Here is an 18,124-nt window from a genome sequence, read left to right as displayed (position 1 = left end):
TCACGGTTTTTAAAATGAGGAGGATATATGAATCTAGTATTAAAAGAAATAGTGGTGAAAAAAACAATATTCATTATGCTATTTATTGGATTTGTATTGACAATATGGCCAATCCTGATTGCAATGTCGACGCGAGATTATTATGATGAGAAATTTTATGATAGTAAAAATGGTTATTTTAATTATTACTATTCAGTTCAACTTACTAATATGGGGGAAATCAATTTCGAACAATTTCAGACGTTAATAGAATCTGATTTTAAAAACGCTAGTGTTATTACAAATGATATTCGTATTACTATTCCGGATATCGGCCACGTAATAATGAATGGTCTCCTTAATAAAAATTGGTCTCCACCTTTGCTAAAAGGTTCTCAGATGGGACAAGATGAAAAAAATAGTGTAATAGTGGGGAAGAAAATTTATAAGGATATGGCAACAATAAAATTATTTAATAAGGAATATACAGTTAAAGGCGTAGCTGGAGAAAATACTGGATATGAGTATAATATTAAAATTTTCGTCTCTCTAAATGACATGCCAGATGAGGTGAAACAGATGATACAAAAAGATAATACATTCCAAATGATTGTTCGTTCTAATGAAAACCCTATCAAGGAAATAGAAACTTTCATACAGCATATGAAACAGAACAATAAAGATATAAATGCCAAAGTGATTAGTGAAAAAGAGAACTATGAAAAGGAAAAAAACTCAAGTGAAGCCGTAGAAGAGTTACTCAGTTTTCCATATAGGCTTTTATGTATAGCTTTCATTACCAATATAATAGTAAGTTATTATTGGATTTATACGAAGAAAAAAAGTTTGTCGTTAAGGAAAGCTTTGGGAGCAAGTAATATAAATCTTTTTATTTTTATATTTAGTCAATTATTTTTATGTGCAATCACTGCATCAGCCTGTGCAATATGCATACAATGGATTTTTAGCATTTTGAGTGAAAATATTATAGAGTTTACAAGTTATAGTATTAGTTTACAGTCTACTCATATTGTAATGTGTGTATTTCTTTCACTTACTATAGCTTTCATCCTCTCTGTAATACCATTTGTATATGTGCTTAAAAGTGAACCTGCTAAAGCATTAAAGGAGTAAAAATGATGAGAATAAAAAGTGCGTTCATAGCATTAAAAAAGAGATTTCTATTTTCCGTACTTCTTCTAATACAGATTACATTTGGATTAGCAACTCTAACGAGTTCAATTAATGTATTTTATAATTTACACCATCTAAACGATAAATCCAGCTCGGTATTAAATGTGGATAAAACATATTTAGTTACTTTTGAAATGACGACAGATAGATTACAAAGCAATCAATTTAATAAAGAGAAAATTCAAGCGGTTTATAATACAATTCATCAAAATAAAGATGTGATTTCGTATGGTACATACGAGGAGCGAGTTATTGAAATAGAGTCAAGTAATAGACCATTTCAAAACAGTATGATTACTGATTTGAAACATAAAACGTTTCACGATGAAAGACCTACTATTAAAACAATTTTTGTAGATGAAAATTACTATAAAATGTTACGTTTACCTTTAAAACCTGAAGAAGGTTTCTCGCATGATGACTTTCAAAAAAATAGTGAAGAAAAAACAAAAGTTTTAATGGGTTCTTACTTTAAGAAATATTTTCAAGTTGGAGATACAATTAATGATCGATATACAATTATAGGGTTTTTGCCAGAAAATAAATTTATCGTAAATAATAATACGACGAACACATATTTGAAGTTGGATTACGCAATGATAATGCCTATGTCATTTGATAGATTTGAAAAATATGAAGCAATGTTTTTAAGACTACATCAAAGTACAGTTTTATATTTACAAAAAGGTGCAGATGTAAAGAAACTAGAAGAATCAATTCAACTTAAAGGAAACGGCGGTACGTTTCATTTAAAAAGTTTAGGTGATGAAATAAATGAAGATGTTACTCTTAACGGCTATTCGGAAATACCTCAACTTATAGTAGGAATCTTATTCGTTGTATTCTCGATCGTCGGAATTGTAGTAACGACCATTGTTTCTATCTTGATGAGAAAGCGGGAATTTGGTATAAAAATAGCTTTTGGCGAAAGTAAATTTGGTATGTTTATTCAAATTGTTTTAGAGAACATTATTGTAGCAATAACTGGCTTAGGAATGTCGATAACTTACTTTTCATGGAGGTATGGGGTTCTATTACAAATGTCGAAGGATTTAAAGGAAGCAACGGTATTAGACTTTAAATTGGATATGCCTATATTGTTTTTAGTATTTCTATTCTTATTATTAATCATCGTTGTCTCGAATGTAATTGTCTTCTTATTTATTAGAAAGCTTGAACCGAAAACATTAATAGGTGGATGGAATAATGGGGTTAATTGAACTAAAAGATATTAAGAAGGTGTATAGTAATAAGAATCATAATACGTTCGCGTTAAACGGTATAAATTTAACGATAAATAAGGGCGAAATTATAGCGGTAATGGGGCGATCAGGCTCAGGGAAGAGTACATTACTAAATGTTATAGGGTTAATTGATATGCCAAATGAGGGTGAATATATGTTAAATGGAAAATCATTAACTGAAATTAGAGCAAATAAAGTTCATAAAACAAGAAATGAAATGATTGGATTTATATTTCAATATTTTGCATTGTTAAAAGAACATACTGTACTAGATAATGTAGTGCTACCACTCACATATAGAAAGCTAAAGCAACGAGAAAGAGAAAATAAGGCGAAGTTCTATTTAGAAAAAGTAGGTTTAAAAGAACATATGCATCAAACACCGGACGAGCTATCAGGTGGACAACAGCAGCGCGTCGCAATTGCAAGAGCGTTAGTAGGTGAACCAGAATTAATATTGGCTGACGAACCGACAGGGAATTTAGATAGAAAAACAGGAGAAGAAATTATGAATTTGCTATTACAACTGAATGAAGAAGGACGAACGATTATTATTGTAACCCATGATATAGAAGTAGCGAATAAGTGTACTAGAATTATTGAGTTAGTTGATGGGGAAGTTGTGCGGAGTTAGTAATTCAACAATTATATCTAATTTAAGAATCCGTATTGATTAATTTTTCAAGATGGATTCTTTTTATTTGTAGGATTAAAGTAAAACAACAAATCCCCCGTAACTTTTTATGATAGAAATTCGTTTAACAAAAGAAACGATTTTTAATGAGGAATGGGGGAGAACAATGAAAATTTTAATACTAGGTGGTACACGATTTTTGGGAAGAGCTGTTGTAGAAGAGGCTTTGAACAGAGGGCATGAAGTTACATTATTTAACCGCGGAACAAACAAAGAAGTTTTTCCTGAAGTGGAGCAGCTGATCGGTGACAGAAATGGTGATGTATCAAGTTTAGAAAATCGAAAATGGGATGTTGTTGTGGATACATGTGGGTTTTCTCCGCATCACATTAGAAATGTTGGAGAAGTACTTAAAGATAATATTGAACACTATATATTCATCTCAAGCCTTTCCGTATATAAAGATTGGATTCCGCATGACATAAAAGAAGACTATATATTACAACCTGAACCGACGGAAGAGCAAATAAAGGCTGTAGAGAATGGTGAAATATCTCCTTATGAGCATTATGGTGCGCTGAAAGTATTATGCGAAAAAGAAGCAGAGAAGTATTGGCCGGGGCGTGTTTTACACGTAAGAGCAGGACTTCTTTCAGGAATGTTCGATTATACAGATCGACTTCCATACTGGATCGGGCGTGTAGCAAAAGGAGGTAACGTGTTAGTTCCAGGAAGAAAAAATCGTCCAGTGCAGATAGTTGATATAAAAGATGTCGCGAGATTTGGACTCAACATGGCAGAAAATAATAAAGCAGGTACATTCAATATAACAGGTCCGAATGATGAATTGACGATGGAAGAGCTGTTAAATACGTGTAAAAAAGTTACGAATAGCGATGCTGAATTTGTTTGGGTAGACGAATCGTTTATGAGTGAACACAATGTGCAGCCTTGGACAGAAATGCCTTTGTGGATTCCAGAAACTTTCCCATTAGATGGTGAGACGAAGCCGTGGAGAGGCGGGTTTTCTATTTGTATCGAAAGTGCGGTTAATGAAGGGCTTACTTTTAGAAGAATAGACGAGACAGTTACAGATGTGTATGAGTGGATGGAGAGTACGGAAGAATGGGAATTAAAAGCAGGTATTTCAGGCGAGAGGGAGAAGGAATTGTTAGAAAGATGGTATCAATAAATTTAGCGGAGTTCTTTGAATATGCTTGATTGCACATAAGGAGGAAAAGGTGATGTGGAAAGACACCATTCACAGTATCTCATCAAATTTAAGCTTGAAAAACCCAGCTACGAAGGATGAACTTACTGATATACAAAAATGTTTACATGTGGAGTTACCGAATGATTTATATCAATTATTACAGGAAACAAACGGTATAGAAGGTGAATATGGTGACTTTATATGGTCTGCTTCAAAAATTAAAACTGAAAATATGAGTATGAGAAATATAGTTGATTTTAAGGATTTATACATGCCTTTTGACTGTTTATTATTTTTTGCTGATGGGGGAAATGGTGATTTGTTTGGCTATTCCATTTTGAATGGAAAAGTACAAAGAGATGATATATATGTATGGAACCATGAAAATGATAGTAGAACGTGGGTTGCTCCTTCTTTAAAGACTTTTATGGAGTGGTGGGAGAGTGGAAAGATGATAATTTAAATATAGTATCAAAAAAAGTGCCTTGTTACTAAAGAAACAAGGCACTTTTTCACGAATAATTAATCTACCACTCAATCGGTTCTTCTCCGTACATCTCCCATAGCTTAGGAAACATCTTTTTTAAACCTTCTTCATCGTCTTCATTCCAGTCAAATTCAAAATCTACATCGTCGAATTTTTCATTAGATAAGACATGGTAAAGTGTAAAGTAAGTATCATCTTCGTCACCAGTTTTTTCTGCATATACAGTGAAACCGAAATATAAAGAAAGTTCTTCTATTTCTGGGACGTCATACTCACTCAAATTTTCTAATACAGGAATTAATCGTTCTGGATCTTCAATACAAGCTTCGTATGTCTCTTTTCCTTGATATAATAACCATCCGCGGAAGTAATCGAAAGTATCATCTGAACAACCACCCATAATAATATAGGCTGCTGCCCATAAACGGGAGGTATAGGAATCTTTCAAAAGACGATGCATATGCGTATCAAAAGCTACAATTTCATGTACTGTACGTTTAGCAAGGTGGGAAGTAAGCCATTCTATTTGTTCTTCTTGGTCTTCACCTTTCGTTTTTGCACGATTAAGTAGTTCCCAAAATTCTTCTTCTGTTATCGTTTTTTCTTTTATGTAATCTTCCCCAGGCAACGGGTCTGTATATCCCTTTTTACGTTTGGAAGCAATTAGTTTGTTAGCTTCTTTCATACATTCTTCTTCTGTTTCAAACTCTTTCGCTTTCACACTGCCAGCTGTGCCGATTTTTCCGTAAAACACAACATAGTCTTTTTCTTTCACAACGATTTTCCAAAACTTATTTGATTTCTCAGTTTGCTGGATTAATAACGTTTCCATCCGTACCCCCATAATGTTTTCTAGTGTGCAATATGATTGTAACATATGTATATACACTTGTAACGATGAAAAGTAATGGTTCAGAAAATTAGGAAATGATTGAATGAAGTGAATAAATTTAGTAACCTTATTTGTACAGCAATTACATAATTGTTTTGTAATAATTCAATATTTGTATAAGGGGGGCGTTAAGGTTGGATCTTACGTTTAAAGTAGAGGAAACATGTTTTAATTACCGCGTCGGAGCAATTTGTAAACTGGATAATAAAATACTTATTCTTCAAAACAAAGGGGAACATTATTGGTATGTACCAGGCGGAAGAGTGAAAATGCTAGAAAATAGTGAGGATGCGTTACAACGAGAACTTGCAGAAGAACTAGGTGTTCCTATTAAAGGGAAGAGATTAATATGGTCAGTAGAAAATTTCTTTACACTTTCTGAGCGAAAGTTTCATGAAATTAGTTTTTATTATGAAGTAGAGCTACATGAGTTACCTGCGAGTGGAGCGGATCAATATATTTTGGAAGAAGAGGGTAGAACGTATTTGTTTAGATGGGTGCCAGTAGAAGAACTGCATACATATAACTTACAGCCTGCATTTATAAAAGAGAAAGTAAAGGATGTATCAGTTCACACAGAACATATCGTATTACAAAAGTAAACGTATTCGGAGGAGAAAACGGTGAAGGGGACTAAAAAAGAGGTACATATAAATGACAAAGTAATTCGTTACACACATATCGAAAAAGGTTCTAGTACGGTTTGTTTTATGTTTTCAGGTTCAGGATACAATTATGATAAGCCGTTATTTTATTACGCAACGATGTTAATGCTTGAACATAAAATAGATGTTGTACATATTCATTATTCTTATGATGGACAATTAATGAATAAACCAATGGAAGAAGTAACGAAAGTAATGATGGATGATATTAATCCTGTAATAAATGAAGTATTAAAAGATGAGCAATACAACGAGACTATGTTTTTAGGGAAGTCACTCGGAACAATTCCGATTGCAAATGATTTAATGAAGAGAGAAGAATTCGCGCAGTCAAAAATGATACTACTTACACCTTTACTGACGTTTGATACAATTTTTGATTCTATCTTACATAGTCGACACGAAGGGTTTTTAGTTATTGGGGATAAAGATCACCAATACAATGCAGATCAAATTGATCAGTTATATAAAACGAATTTACAGATTGAAGTTGTCAAAAATGCAAATCATTCTGTAAATGTTGGGGGATATGAAACGGAAAATTCAATTGAGGCTATAGCGAAAATAATAGGAAAACTTAAAGAAGTTGTTAGGACAAACTAACCTATTAATACATGCAAAAGAGGTGCGAATTGCACCTCTTTTACTTTAATAAGCCTTCAAAACATGAAGTAAATAATCCTTACGATTCAGCGGATTATAATCAACACGTTTTCGAGTAGGGAAGGGAGCCATAAGTTTTGTGAAACCAGCTGGCTTCGTTGTAAATATGCCTTCTCCTTCTGTAAATGAATGTAGTATTCGTTTGAAACTCTCTGTTTTCGCAACAGGTAATGATCCTGTTAACTGATAAGAATTGTTATTGAATATAGGCTCTGCAAAAGTTGCTGGAACGGCAGCGAGCTTATACATTGCGGTACTAATTGCTTGCTCCGGTACAGTTAATTCAAACGCATTAACTGGTTCATATACATATGTTGCAGCTTGTTTTAAAGCATCCATTAAAACGAGCGGTGTTAAGTTTCTAAAGTCACTCGCTGTTGTAACAGGACTAGCATAACCAGTATGTGTTAACGTGACGATAATATCTGTAACTTCCCACCCATATAATCCTTGTTTTAACGTTTGAAATACCGTATCTTCAATCGCTTTATGAAATGCTAAAGGTAGTGAGCCGAGCTCAACACCTAATTTATATGTTATACCGCAATTAAGTTCACCACGTTCAACTTTGAATCCGATTGTTGCGTAAAATGGATTCTCTTTTTCACCCATTACTTCAACAGAATTGCCTACGCCAATTGGTTTCTCGATACATACAACTCGCGTATTTGAAAAAATAACCTGCAAATTATATTTCTCATAAAGTGTTGTTTCAATTACTTCTTTTTGTACCTCACCGAAAAGGCGAATATATAGTTCATTATGAACATCGTCTTTCCAAACTTTAATGAGCGGATCTTCTTCACAGAGTTCCATAAGAACAGCGTATAAATTATGAATTTGCTCTTTAGGTACCGCATCAATGGCAGCTTCCATTTGTGGTTCGGCAAAGTGAATATCTTTTATATAATCCGTACGTTCACCGATAATATCACCAATTTTAATATCATTCAGCCCCCACACTTTACCAAACTCACCGCTAGGAACGGTAGAAGTTTGAACGGTATCTCCATTATGAAATAGGCACATTTTTTTTATCTTTTCTTTATGGAATAGAGACTTACTGCGCTGTATATTAACATATTTTCTAACATGTAAGCTACCTGAAAAAACTCTTATATAAGCAACCTTTTCTCCAGAAGGTTCACGTTCAATTTTAAAAACAACACCGGATAATGGTTCCTCTTGTGCCGATGTAAGAGCTGGAATGAGAGCCGGAAGTTTTTCAAGAAGTTCTGTTACGCTCATACCAGTCATTGCTGAACCGAAAAAGATTGGATACACATTCGCTTGCTGTATTTGCTGTTCTAGTTTTTCTCTTAATAGTGCGTCCGGTATTATTTCGTTATTTACATATGATTCAAGTAACGATTCATTAAATGGTGCTAACAGTTCCATACAATCGTCATATGATTTGTATTCAATGATCCGGGCTTCTTTCGTTCCTTCGTTTAGAACAGAGTAGAAGGGGAATGCTTCATTTGAAAGAACCTCTTTTATTTGTTCCATAACTTTTTCAGTGTTTGCGCCACTACGATCAATTTTATTAACGAATAAAATAGTCGGTATGTTTAGTTTCTGTAATGTTCGCATTAAAATTTTTGTTTGTGCTTGCACACCTTCAACGGCAGAGATAACTAAAATCGCACCGTCTAGAACGCGGAATGATCGCTCCACTTCAGCGATAAAATCAGCGTGTCCAGGTGTATCAATGACATTTACTTTTACAGCATCAATAAAGAAAGAAACGACAGATGCTTTAATCGTAATTCCGCGTTGTCTTTCTAATTCCATTGAGTCAGTTTGTGTATTACCACTATCTACTCGGCCAATTTCTTTAATCACATTCGTTTCATAAAGAATACGCTCAGTCAAACTCGTCTTGCCAGCGTCTACGTGCGCGACAATCCCTATATTTATTGTTGTCATTTGTGAATATCCTCATTTCATTTTCCATTTTCAATTCCTCATTTCTATTTGTATATTGCCGCATTATCAATCACTCTCCAGTTCTTTAAATTAGTATTATTATAGTGCAATTAACATTATTTGTAACGCTACAAAGCGCCTTAATTTGGAAAAAATAAAATGAAAACAAAATGCTTGCATTCTAAATCGATATAGATTATATTAATTGACATATCAACTATTGATACATCAAATGTTTTTATTTTGATTGTAAAGGAGGGTTAATTTGACAAGTTCATGCTCAAAAGAAGCGATTATTTTATATAAATTACACTTTCTAAATAAAGAAGTAAGTTCGAAATTTGAAGGGTGTACGGGTATGAGCCAGTCTCGATTAGAGCTTATACTTCAGTTATATGAAGTAGGTGAAATTAGTCAAAAAGCACTTCAACAAGAAGTGAATATTGATAATGCTGCGATAACAAGGCATTTAAAGCAGCTTGAGGCCAATGAAATGATTGTAAGACGTAAAAATCCAGATGATAACAGAATTACGTTAGTTTCTCTTACTGAAGAGGGACGAAATAAAATTCAAGCATTTCAAGAGGAAAAAGAACGTTTTGCAGCATCTGCATTTAAAGGATTAAGTGAGGAAGAACGCGATAATCTTTTAAATATGTTAAATCACATTCAAGAAAATATAAAAGAATTATAAAAAAGGGAGAATACAACTATGACTAACTCAGTAAAAACAAATGATTTTAACGAAATTTTAACAGGACGTCGTTCAATTCGTAAGTACGACCCTTCAGTGAAAATTAGCAAAGAAGAAATGACAGAAATTCTTACAGAAGCAACACTTGCACCATCTTCAGTAAACATGCAACCATGGAGATTCGTAGTGATTGAAAGTGACGAAGCGAAAGCAACACTTGCGCCACTTGCGAAATTCAACCAATCACAAGTAGAAACATCTTCAGCGATGATCGCTTTATTTGGTGATTTAAATAACTTTGATAACGCAGAAGAAATTTACGGTACAGCAGTAGAGCGCGGTTTAATGCCAGCAGAAGTAAAAGAAGATCAAATGAAAAAACTTTCAGCTTACTTCTCAATGGTTACACCAGAAGTCATGAAAGATACAGTGCTAATTGACGGTGGTCTTGTAGCAATGCAATTTATGCTAGCAGCTCGTGCTCACGGTTACGATACTTGTCCAATTGGTGGATTTGAAAAAGACCAAATCGCAGAAGCATTTGGACTAGATAAAGAACGTTACGTACCAGTAATGTTAATTTCAATCGGAAAAGCTGCTGATAGTGGTTACCAATCAGTACGTCTTCCAATTGACAAAGTTGCTGAGTGGAAGTAATCTAATTAGGTCATAGAAATATATGGAATATGAAAGGGGAAACACCATGATTATTATTCACGCAATATTTCAAGTAGACCCAGCAAAACAACAATCATTTTTAGAAGAAATTCAGCCACTCATTCACGGTTCAAGAGAAGAAAGTGGAAATGTATCTTATGATTTATATAAAGATACAGAAAAAGAAAGTGTTTATACGATGGTAGAAGTATGGAAAGATGAAGCAGCAGTTGCGAGCCATAATACGAGTGAACACTTCACATCTTTCGTTAGTAAAGCAGCACAGTATTTAACTGCTCCATTAGATATAAAAGCTTATAATGGAGAGTTAGTGAAATAATAAGGTAGAAAAGATGACTTTAGCGTATAGCTGAGGTCATCTTTTTTTGTATAAGTAGAACCTACTTTCGACACAGTTATGTTGAAAGATAAGTATTGCTTTCATATTCAGTAATAGCAGTGAATTACGTGTTAAATTCGAACATTCGGTTTATTAGAATATTTTTCCATGTTATAATTTTCTTGTAAATAAAAGGTAGAGGGGAGTAAGTGATGGGAGAATTTCAAAGTAATTTGCATAGGGCAACGCAACTTGCAACGAAAATGAGAAATGCTTCAGATCGAATGCAAAGTGCTACTAGTCGCTCTATAAATAAGGCAACGCGTACGACACTATCTGTGAACTTTAAAGCGCAAGAAGCAAATCAACAAAATTTACAGATCACGACACAATTTTGCGCTGCTTTTCAACAAACGATTGATAATATCCATTCCGTAGCAAATGAATTTGAGAAAATGGATACCGGACTTCAAAAGACTTTTCAATAATGTAACAACCTACGTAAAGGGGAAAAGGTAGGGAGAAAAGATGAGTCAAGAAATTGAAACGAGAATCAGTCAATGTAATCAAAAATTACGAATTATATTTGAAGAACAAAATGAAAACCGAATCGCGCTGCAAAATCAAGAACGAGCTGAGGCTAGTTTTCATGAATGGAAAAATAGAAATAATCGTTTATTTAATCGAATACTAGAAACTTGGTATGGTGACAAAGAAGCATTTCACCTTTTTACGAATATGCGGCAAGAGATCGGGCAGTACGAAAGAAAACTTACATTCGAATTAGAAAACGAAAAAGAGACGTTGCTTAAAGAAAAACGGCATCTCAGCGAGAAAGAAAATGACCTTTCCTATGAACAGCAGCAACTACAAAGGGAGGCCAATACATGAGTTTAAACATGTATTTGGGAGAAGTACAAAGTCAAACGCAAAGTATGAACGCTATATGTAATGCTACGATTCAAAGTATGGAACAAGCCATTCAATCTATTGATGCCTTTGCGATAGACACAGTATTACAAGGACAAACATATAGTAGTGCAAAAGCCTACCTTGTCCAAACATTTCGGCCATTAGCGCAAGGAATCATATGCTTATGTGAAGAATTAATTCGCCAAAATGAAGCATTTCCAAATGAGTTCCAAGCGAAAGTTGCTTCGACAGATGTGATTGAACAAGAAATAAGAGAATAAATAAGGGGAATTAATCAATCGATTACAAGTATAGAAGCAATAGAAGTACTTACACCAATGCCCGGAGTAGGTGCAATTGTAACGGTATTAGGTGCAATGAGAAAAAAACTGGAAGAAAAACTAGAGCATTTATATGAATTCAATCATTCATCCAGCAACAACTACAGCACCGCTCTCCAATTAGCAGCTAGCATCACAGCCGGACTCGCTGAAGTGCAAAGTGGGAAAGGATTTAGTCCTGTGAGTGGTACGTTTAGTACACAAGGGTTGAATATGGATTGGGTGAGTTCGATTCAGGGGATTATAGAAGAAACAGCTCGAAAAAATGATCAGTCAATTAAAGATATAGAAACAAATAACATAATTGAGAAGAAATCTCCGGTTAGAAATGCTTGTGACGATGCGACAGACAGTATAGTTGGCACGTTTGAAACAGCGAAAAAGATGTGGGAAGCTATTCAAAGAGGATCGGGGAAAGCTATTGGTGATGAAATCGAGTCCGCAATAGCTTTAAGTAATATGGACATAGGAACTTTTATTAATGTAACCTATGCACTTTTCCATTTGGATGAAACTGCAAAAAATATGTGGCATGCATTTTCAAATAAAATAAAACGAGATATGATAGAGGGAGATGCAGAGAGTCGTACAGAATTGACTACCTATGGATTAACACAAATAGCTACCACAATATTAGGCGATAGGGCACTAAATAAAGTAGGCCATATCACAAAAGGAGCAAAAGCATCAAGTGGAGTAAGTACATTTGCTAATGCAGTAAAATTAGCAAAAGAATTGAAGCCTACGCTTGAAATGTTACAATCATTTAAGAGAAATGCTTCCTATGCATTCTCTAGTGTTGGTGGAACTATTATAACCAAAATACCACACGGTGAATTGATAGAAGCTTATTATAAGTTTGCGAAGTCTAAAGATGGTGGTAAGGGTACGGGTAAAACTGTAAGCAATTATCTTGATGATATAGTCGAGGCTGGTGGTACCAGAAGAGAAATAAATTCTAAACTTCGAAATCCATTAGATAATCCTAAGATAGCAAAGGAGATTGAGGGAAATACTGAAGCTGTATATGGATATTCACCTAAGAAGGAATCTGCCTTAAATAAGTTTGGGGTAGACTGGACAAATGGTGATGAAGTTGCTTATGCAAGAAGCGAAAGAATAAAGTATCATGAAAAAATACAACAAAAAAGAATACAACTAGAACAAGATATTAAAAATCTTCAAAATGATGGGCTATCTATGGAGGAAATTGCTAGATTGAAAGTCGAAGAGCGAAATCAAGGAAGAATGGAAACGTATATAAAATCTAATAATTTAGATGGATTGAATGCAATGAAAGAAAGAAATATTCTTGAATATGGCAGGGCAGAAGGACCTACACCTGAACAACTTTATAAAAAGTATGGTTCATGGGAAGATGTGATATATGGCAGTTTAAAAACAAATCCAGCAATGGATGTCTTGACAGGATTATTTCATAGTATGGGAGGAAAATAATTATGAAAGAAGAAAAAATACAAGGTAATATAAAGTGGATTGCATACAATAATTTAAGATTTAGAATAGAGAAGGTTAATGATGATTCATCCGTAATTTGGGTTTCTGATAATTTTGTAAATTTATGTTTTACCTTAGTAATGAATGACTTTTTAAGTAAATGTGAGGATGAGTTGAATATAAATATCGAAATTGATTTGACTTGGAATAATCATAGAGGTTTGATTATAAAAAATCATGATATAAATCTAATTTTAGGAGAAATAATTAATTTTATTAGCGAATGGGAGTTAGAAGGAAATTCAAATGCTGATAATTTTTCTACGGAAGAGTGGTATTCAGCATAAGCTTGCAGGGTATGCTAGCTTTCCATCATTTTTAGGAATTTAAAAATATGGAGGGAAATTTAAATTTAATGTATGTTTAGGGGACATTGAATGTGAATTGAAACTAAAGAGTTAGATAAATATTTTAAGCAACTAGTGAGGAATGAATTCTGTATAGTAAAGAATTCATTCCTTTTAAGTTTGTTTTAATTTACTTGTAATTATAGTAGTTAATATTTGAAGAGGCAATCACCCTAAGTCGTAAAGACACGAAAGCCTATACTCAAAGTAAGATTTCAAAGCTTTAGGAAGAAATTGGTTGAGTTAAAGGGGCTAAGGATGATACTTAGGATACGGCTAACGGTAAACCTAGCAGTAGCAAAAACACAAATGTAGATAATTTTGATGCAAAAACAGCTACAAATAAGCAAAAAGGTAATTATGGTGAAATAAAATCTAGTGACAATTTATTGAATAATCAAAGTTTAAAAGAAGCTGGATTTGATTTAAAGCCAGTCGGAAAAAGTGCACCATCAGGCATAAATGATAAAATAGTAAAAGGAATTGATGGATTATACGAAAATGCAAATGCAGAGTCAAAGATCAAATACGTTATAGATGAAGCTAAGTTTGGTAGTTCACAATTGGGGAAAACTAAAGATGGACGACAAATGTCAAATGATTGGTTGAATGGTGCGAAGACCAAAAAAAGTAGAATATTTAAAGCTGTTGATGGAGATAAGAAATTGGCAGATAAGATTAAAAGAGCGCTGGAAAGAAATCAAGTAGAAAGAGTACTATCACAAGTCGATAGTACCGGAAAAGTAAAAACATATAGATTAGATGCAAAGGGAAATATTATTGGAGAATGGCCATAATTTAGAAGCTAGGAGGAATCAAATAGAATGAGAGATTATTTAATTATAGAAGAAAAATGTAGAGAAGGAATTGAATATAATAAAGAGTTTATTCAAGAAAATAAAGAGGATATTAAAAGTTTAGAAGAAGATGAGAAAAAGGGAATTCAAAGATATTCTAAGGATAATAATAGTATTATAGAAGGAACCTACTTATCAAGCTTTAATTATGAGTTAGAGGATATTAACGCAAAATATTCCCTAGGAGAAGCTATCCATACAATAGAAGGAGATTTTGACAACGCTCTTATTGATTTGGGGCATATAGGGGAAAGAGAAGTTGGATATTTAAATCTAATTTGGATGATATCTCTAGGGATTTTATTAGAAACGGATAAAAAGAATCTTGTAAGTTTAGCCAAGCTAGTTGAGAAGGAAAATATGAACGACGCAGTAATCGATTTCCTCTTATGCGCTAGTGATATCGGATACACAAAAATGACGAACAGATATTATAAAGAAAATCCATATGCAAAAACGAAAGAGATTATAGAACTTGCACAAACAGATAAAAGAGAAGCATCTAAAAGATTACAAACGTACATGGAGAAAGAATGGTTTAAAGGTCATTATGATTATGAATGGAAAAATGCCCATAAAGAACCTGGATATGTGGGGTATTGGAGCTTTGAGACAGCTGCAATAGTAAAGATACTCGGACTTGATGATACAAGTTTAAAAGGTAATAACCATTATCCATATGATTTGGCACATTATAAAAATGAAATGAAATTTAAGCATATAGACCTAAGTGAATATCACTATGAAGATGAGACAGAAGAAATCGAGGATATAGTAGAAGGAATTGAACATAATCCTACATTGGAAAATATTATTCCGCCAAGATGGCATTCATTGGTCAATGAATTAATACATGATTATGAGAATATGGATGATAGTAGTTTTTATGAAAAATACAAAAAAACGATAGGAATAGGTCAAGTATGGTTTTTACCACAAGAGTATGAAGAAGAGAATGAGCAAAAAAATCTATTAGGAAGTTTAATTGTGTTTGCCCTGACGGTAAGAGATTATATATTACAATTGGATTATAAAGAGGATTTAGAGGACTACATTGATAATCTTAAAAATTTCTGGAATGGATCAGAAACAAAGTTAATTCAATTTATTTTAGAGAATGATCAAAATTATTATGCATGGGTACCAAAAGAAGCAAACATCCCAAATATGTATGAAGTGAAGATAGAGAGTGTCGATGTAGAGGAAGTTCTATAACGAGCAAATCGAAATGGTTTTTATTATATGTAATATTAGAATGCATTTTACTAGTTAATTGAAAACAATGCATGCGTGGCAGAAAAAAGGATGTATTGTTACTAAAAATTAGAGGGAAAGAAGGCTGTTGGATTGAGTTAAGCACCTCATTGTCAATATACGACAATAGGTGCTTTTTTGCGTGCAATGAAGAAAAAATAAAAGATTTATTTTCACTCTATTTCATCTTCGAATTACATGTTATAATTTGGAAAAAATATATTCTTAATTTTTAGATAATTAAAAGGTGGTAGATTACTATATGAGTACATTAAAGAAAATTACTAATAATATTTCGAAGGTTATTATAGGTAAGGATGAAGCGATTGAACTTGCAGCTATAGCTCTTATAGCAAGAGGACACATTTTATTAGAGGATGTACCTGGGACAGGAAAAACAACATTAGCGAAAAGTTTGGCTAAAAGTGTGGACGCTAAATTTCAAAGAATACAATTTACAGCGGATACTTTGCCTGGAGATGTTATTGGTCTTGAATATTTTCATGTAAAGGAATCGGATTTTAAAACAAGGTTAGGACCGATTTTTGCAAATATCGTATTAGTGGATGAAATTAATCGAGCTGTACCGAGAACACAATCTTCGTTACTTGAGGTTATGGAAGAGCGTACTGTTACAATTGCGAAACAGACACATTCATTACCAGAACCTTTTTTAGTTATAGCAACGCAAAATCCACTCGAATCAGCGGGCACATTTCCGTTACCAGATGCTCAGTTAGACCGGTTTTTACTCACAATACGCCAAGGTTATCCTACGAGAGAAGCTGAAAAGGAAATGATGAATCGGTTTCAAATGAATGATCCATTAGAAACGTTACATTCTATTATTTCAAGTGAAGAAATTATTACGATGCAAAAGCGTGCAAGAGAAGTGTTAGTAGGGAATGATGTGCAAGATTATCTCCTTGAAATTATTGAAGCAACTCGTAACCATGAGTTAATTGAAATTGGTGTAAGCCCTCGGGGAACGTTGGCATTTATGAGAGCAATTCAAGCACGGGCAATATTAAATGAAAGAGATTACTGTACGCCAGATGATATTAAGACGCTCGCTGCATCAGTTTGTGCTCATCGTTTAACGTTAACGATTGAGGGAGAGATGAAAACGACGAAAGAACAAATTATGAAAGAAATTCTTCATACGATTAGTGTGCCAGTGGAGAATGTACGATGAATCAACAGCTTGCGTATACATCTTTAGCGGAGCCTTTCGTAATGGGGGTTATGTCAGTTGTAGCCGTTATTTTAAGTGTATTTTCAAGTAATCTACTGTTTTTATCTCTCGTATTTTTATATGTAATTTTAATAGGTGCTATGCATGTATATATACGTAAAGTATCTCGTGTTGAATGGGAATACAGTCAAGGGAATTCGAATGTTTTTATAGGTGAAACGAATATGTGCAAAATGAAAATTTCAAACAAGTCGATATTTCCTATTCTTAATATCGTATTTCGATTTAAATGTGAAAATAAGCTAACTTGGAATCATGATGAAATAAACAAAAATCATAGTACAGGTTCAAATTATTATATGAATTTTAATTTAAAAGGAAGGGAGTCAGTTTCATTTGATTTGCAAGCTGTAGCGTTAAAAAGAGGCATCGCGAAATGGGAAGAAGTTGAAATTGTTATTACTGATCTCTTTGGATTTATAACGAACCATATAACATATAAACAAGTTGATACGCCCTCTTATTTAGTCTTACCAGCTGTTCCGAAAATACAAGTTCCTGAATTACAAGAATGGTCACGAGGATTTCGAAAAGCGATGTCTTCACCCTTATATGATGAAACGAAAGTAATGGGAGTAAAGTCTTATGAAAATGAAGATTTTCGTTCCATCCACTGGAGTGCAACAGCGAAAACAGGGACGCTAATTGCGAAAAAGTATGAGCGAACACAATGTGATAAATACGCGATTTATCTCAACTTGCAAAATAAAAGTGGTGTTTCTTTGCGAAATGATATAGAGGAACTAATTGAATTAACAGCAGGTATATGCAAACAACTTCTTATGCAAAACTGTTCGTTTGAAGTATGGATCAATAGTGTAAAAGATAACGGTTTGCTACATATAAAAAATGGGGATAATCGGAAACATTTGCAAAATGTATTAAAGGTACTTGCCTCGATATCAGACCAAGATACGCCTATATCTTCTTCTTACTTTTACACAGCAGGCTTTCGTCGAAAGGAACTGGATGCGGTTCCTTTAATTATCGGTACTTCACCAAAGAAATACAGTAGAACGAATAAATGGATTGTAATGAAAGAATAAGAA

At 33.6% G+C, this 18,124-nt stretch carries 18 protein-coding genes and 2 pseudogenes; 18 read left to right on the top strand and 2 right to left on the bottom strand.

Annotation, left to right across the window (positions count from 1 at the left end; translation table 11 throughout):
- Nucleotides 1-27: 27 nt before the first annotated feature.
- From ACTFR8_RS27920 to ACTFR8_RS27900, 5 genes are all read left to right on the top strand, one after another.
- Entirely contained in the window at nucleotides 28-1,113 is a 1,086-nt protein-coding gene (locus ACTFR8_RS27920; protein WP_001055044.1) for an FtsX-like permease family protein, read from the top strand.
- Between the two features lie 2 nt (nucleotides 1,114-1,115).
- Nucleotides 1,116-2,393, top strand: coding sequence for an ABC transporter permease (locus ACTFR8_RS27915; protein ID WP_252209598.1), 1,278 nt, complete (start codon nucleotides 1,116-1,118; stop codon nucleotides 2,391-2,393).
- On the top strand, nucleotides 2,380-3,051 hold the full coding sequence (locus tag ACTFR8_RS27910) for an ABC transporter ATP-binding protein (RefSeq protein WP_252209597.1): 672 nt from the start codon (nucleotides 2,380-2,382) through the stop codon (nucleotides 3,049-3,051). Before ACTFR8_RS27915 ends, ACTFR8_RS27910 begins: the two co-directional genes overlap by 14 nt.
- A gap of 166 nt (nucleotides 3,052-3,217) precedes the next feature.
- Entirely contained in the window at nucleotides 3,218-4,243 is a 1,026-nt protein-coding gene (locus ACTFR8_RS27905; protein ID WP_000697753.1) for an SDR family oxidoreductase, read from the top strand.
- 52 nt (nucleotides 4,244-4,295) lie between these two features.
- On the top strand, nucleotides 4,296-4,727 hold the full coding sequence (locus ACTFR8_RS27900; protein WP_000265342.1) for an SMI1/KNR4 family protein: 432 nt from the start codon (nucleotides 4,296-4,298) through the stop codon (nucleotides 4,725-4,727).
- 64 nt (nucleotides 4,728-4,791) lie between these two features.
- Here the strand turns inward: ACTFR8_RS27900 and ACTFR8_RS27895 are convergent, their stop codons facing one another.
- Complete coding sequence (locus ACTFR8_RS27895) at nucleotides 4,792-5,583, bottom strand: DUF4240 domain-containing protein (protein ID WP_000449111.1); 792 nt, start codon at nucleotides 5,581-5,583, stop codon at nucleotides 4,792-4,794.
- Nucleotides 5,584-5,777: 194 nt separating this feature from the next.
- On the opposite strand from ACTFR8_RS27895, the gene ACTFR8_RS27890 reads away from it, so the two are divergent.
- Complete coding sequence (locus tag ACTFR8_RS27890; RefSeq protein ID WP_000366240.1) at nucleotides 5,778-6,245, top strand: NUDIX hydrolase; 468 nt, start codon at nucleotides 5,778-5,780, stop codon at nucleotides 6,243-6,245.
- A gap of 21 nt (nucleotides 6,246-6,266) precedes the next feature.
- A complete protein-coding gene (locus ACTFR8_RS27885) occupies nucleotides 6,267-6,911 on the top strand; it encodes a hypothetical protein (protein ID WP_000679153.1) in 645 nt (214 codons plus the stop codon).
- A gap of 45 nt (nucleotides 6,912-6,956) precedes the next feature.
- On the opposite strand, the gene ACTFR8_RS27880 is transcribed toward ACTFR8_RS27885, so the two are convergent.
- The gene (locus ACTFR8_RS27880; RefSeq protein WP_100618842.1) at nucleotides 6,957-8,900 is read right to left on the bottom strand and encodes an elongation factor G; all 1,944 of its coding nucleotides are present in this window, start codon (nucleotides 8,898-8,900) and stop codon (nucleotides 6,957-6,959) included.
- Nucleotides 8,901-9,165: 265 nt separating this feature from the next.
- On the opposite strand from ACTFR8_RS27880, the gene ACTFR8_RS27875 reads away from it, so the two are divergent.
- From ACTFR8_RS27875 to ACTFR8_RS27825, 11 genes and pseudogenes are all read left to right on the top strand, one after another.
- Nucleotides 9,166-9,594, top strand: coding sequence for a MarR family winged helix-turn-helix transcriptional regulator (locus ACTFR8_RS27875; protein ID WP_000204172.1), 429 nt, complete (start codon nucleotides 9,166-9,168; stop codon nucleotides 9,592-9,594).
- Between the two features lie 18 nt (nucleotides 9,595-9,612).
- A complete protein-coding gene (locus tag ACTFR8_RS27870) occupies nucleotides 9,613-10,251 on the top strand; it encodes a nitroreductase family protein (RefSeq protein WP_000185390.1) in 639 nt (212 codons plus the stop codon).
- Between the two features lie 46 nt (nucleotides 10,252-10,297).
- Nucleotides 10,298-10,591: a putative quinol monooxygenase gene (locus ACTFR8_RS27865; RefSeq protein ID WP_044584585.1), complete on the top strand. Its 294-nt coding sequence runs from the start codon at nucleotides 10,298-10,300 to the stop codon at nucleotides 10,589-10,591.
- A gap of 212 nt (nucleotides 10,592-10,803) precedes the next feature.
- Nucleotides 10,804-11,079, top strand: a complete 276-nt coding sequence (locus ACTFR8_RS27860; protein ID WP_000503629.1) for a TIGR04197 family type VII secretion effector — start codon at nucleotides 10,804-10,806, stop codon at nucleotides 11,077-11,079.
- Nucleotides 11,080-11,119: 40 nt separating this feature from the next.
- Nucleotides 11,120-11,482 carry a DUF3958 family protein gene (locus ACTFR8_RS27855; RefSeq protein WP_044584584.1) on the top strand — a complete coding sequence of 121 codons (363 nt, stop codon included), beginning with the start codon at nucleotides 11,120-11,122 and terminating at the stop codon, nucleotides 11,480-11,482.
- Nucleotides 11,479-13,302, top strand: a pseudogene (locus ACTFR8_RS27850) (T7SS effector LXG polymorphic toxin). The gene ACTFR8_RS27855 and the pseudogene ACTFR8_RS27850 overlap by 4 nt, the downstream one beginning before the upstream one ends.
- 2 nt (nucleotides 13,303-13,304) lie before the next feature.
- Nucleotides 13,305-13,649 (top strand): hypothetical protein, encoded by a 345-nt coding sequence (locus ACTFR8_RS27845; protein ID WP_000656836.1) that lies wholly within the window; start codon nucleotides 13,305-13,307, stop codon nucleotides 13,647-13,649.
- A gap of 329 nt (nucleotides 13,650-13,978) precedes the next feature.
- Nucleotides 13,979-14,506, top strand: a pseudogene (locus tag ACTFR8_RS27840) (hypothetical protein); the annotation flags it as partial.
- Nucleotides 14,507-14,533: 27 nt separating this feature from the next.
- Nucleotides 14,534-15,781 carry a PoNi-like cognate immunity protein gene (locus ACTFR8_RS27835; RefSeq protein WP_001205868.1) on the top strand — a complete coding sequence of 416 codons (1,248 nt, stop codon included), beginning with the start codon at nucleotides 14,534-14,536 and terminating at the stop codon, nucleotides 15,779-15,781.
- Nucleotides 15,782-16,082: 301 nt separating this feature from the next.
- On the top strand, nucleotides 16,083-17,015 hold the full coding sequence (locus tag ACTFR8_RS27830) for an AAA family ATPase (RefSeq protein ID WP_000105649.1): 933 nt from the start codon (nucleotides 16,083-16,085) through the stop codon (nucleotides 17,013-17,015).
- Complete coding sequence (locus ACTFR8_RS27825; protein WP_252209596.1) at nucleotides 17,012-18,121, top strand: DUF58 domain-containing protein; 1,110 nt, start codon at nucleotides 17,012-17,014, stop codon at nucleotides 18,119-18,121. Before ACTFR8_RS27830 ends, ACTFR8_RS27825 begins: the two co-directional genes overlap by 4 nt.
- The last annotated feature ends 3 nt before the right edge of the window (nucleotides 18,122-18,124 follow it).

Origin of the sequence: Bacillus cereus group sp. MYBK15-3 (genome assembly GCF_051916765.1) — a bacterium.
In the GTDB taxonomy this organism is placed as follows: domain Bacteria; phylum Bacillota; class Bacilli; order Bacillales; family Bacillaceae_G; genus Bacillus_A; species Bacillus_A cereus.
Note: the sequence above shows the minus strand (reverse complement) of the source record. Positions and strands in the feature narration are given on the sequence as shown.

Coding starts and splice junctions, on each gene's coding strand:
- ACTFR8_RS27910 (WP_252209597.1), top strand. CDS start 2,380: ATGGGGTTAATTGAACTAAAAGATATTAAGAAGGTGTATAGTAATAAG.
- ACTFR8_RS27880 (WP_100618842.1), bottom strand. CDS start 8,900: ATGACAACAATAAATATAGGGATTGTCGCGCACGTAGACGCTGGCAAG.
- ACTFR8_RS27870 (WP_000185390.1), top strand. CDS start 9,613: ATGACTAACTCAGTAAAAACAAATGATTTTAACGAAATTTTAACAGGA.
- ACTFR8_RS27825 (WP_252209596.1), top strand. CDS start 17,012: ATGAATCAACAGCTTGCGTATACATCTTTAGCGGAGCCTTTCGTAATG.
- ACTFR8_RS27920 (WP_001055044.1), top strand. CDS start 28: ATGAATCTAGTATTAAAAGAAATAGTGGTGAAAAAAACAATATTCATT.
- ACTFR8_RS27845 (WP_000656836.1), top strand. CDS start 13,305: ATGAAAGAAGAAAAAATACAAGGTAATATAAAGTGGATTGCATACAAT.
- ACTFR8_RS27855 (WP_044584584.1), top strand. CDS start 11,120: ATGAGTCAAGAAATTGAAACGAGAATCAGTCAATGTAATCAAAAATTA.
- ACTFR8_RS27865 (WP_044584585.1), top strand. CDS start 10,298: ATGATTATTATTCACGCAATATTTCAAGTAGACCCAGCAAAACAACAA.
- ACTFR8_RS27895 (WP_000449111.1), bottom strand. CDS start 5,583: ATGGAAACGTTATTAATCCAGCAAACTGAGAAATCAAATAAGTTTTGG.
- ACTFR8_RS27915 (WP_252209598.1), top strand. CDS start 1,116: ATGATGAGAATAAAAAGTGCGTTCATAGCATTAAAAAAGAGATTTCTA.
- ACTFR8_RS27835 (WP_001205868.1), top strand. CDS start 14,534: ATGAGAGATTATTTAATTATAGAAGAAAAATGTAGAGAAGGAATTGAA.
- ACTFR8_RS27860 (WP_000503629.1), top strand. CDS start 10,804: ATGGGAGAATTTCAAAGTAATTTGCATAGGGCAACGCAACTTGCAACG.
- ACTFR8_RS27830 (WP_000105649.1), top strand. CDS start 16,083: ATGAGTACATTAAAGAAAATTACTAATAATATTTCGAAGGTTATTATA.
- ACTFR8_RS27900 (WP_000265342.1), top strand. CDS start 4,296: ATGTGGAAAGACACCATTCACAGTATCTCATCAAATTTAAGCTTGAAA.
- ACTFR8_RS27905 (WP_000697753.1), top strand. CDS start 3,218: ATGAAAATTTTAATACTAGGTGGTACACGATTTTTGGGAAGAGCTGTT.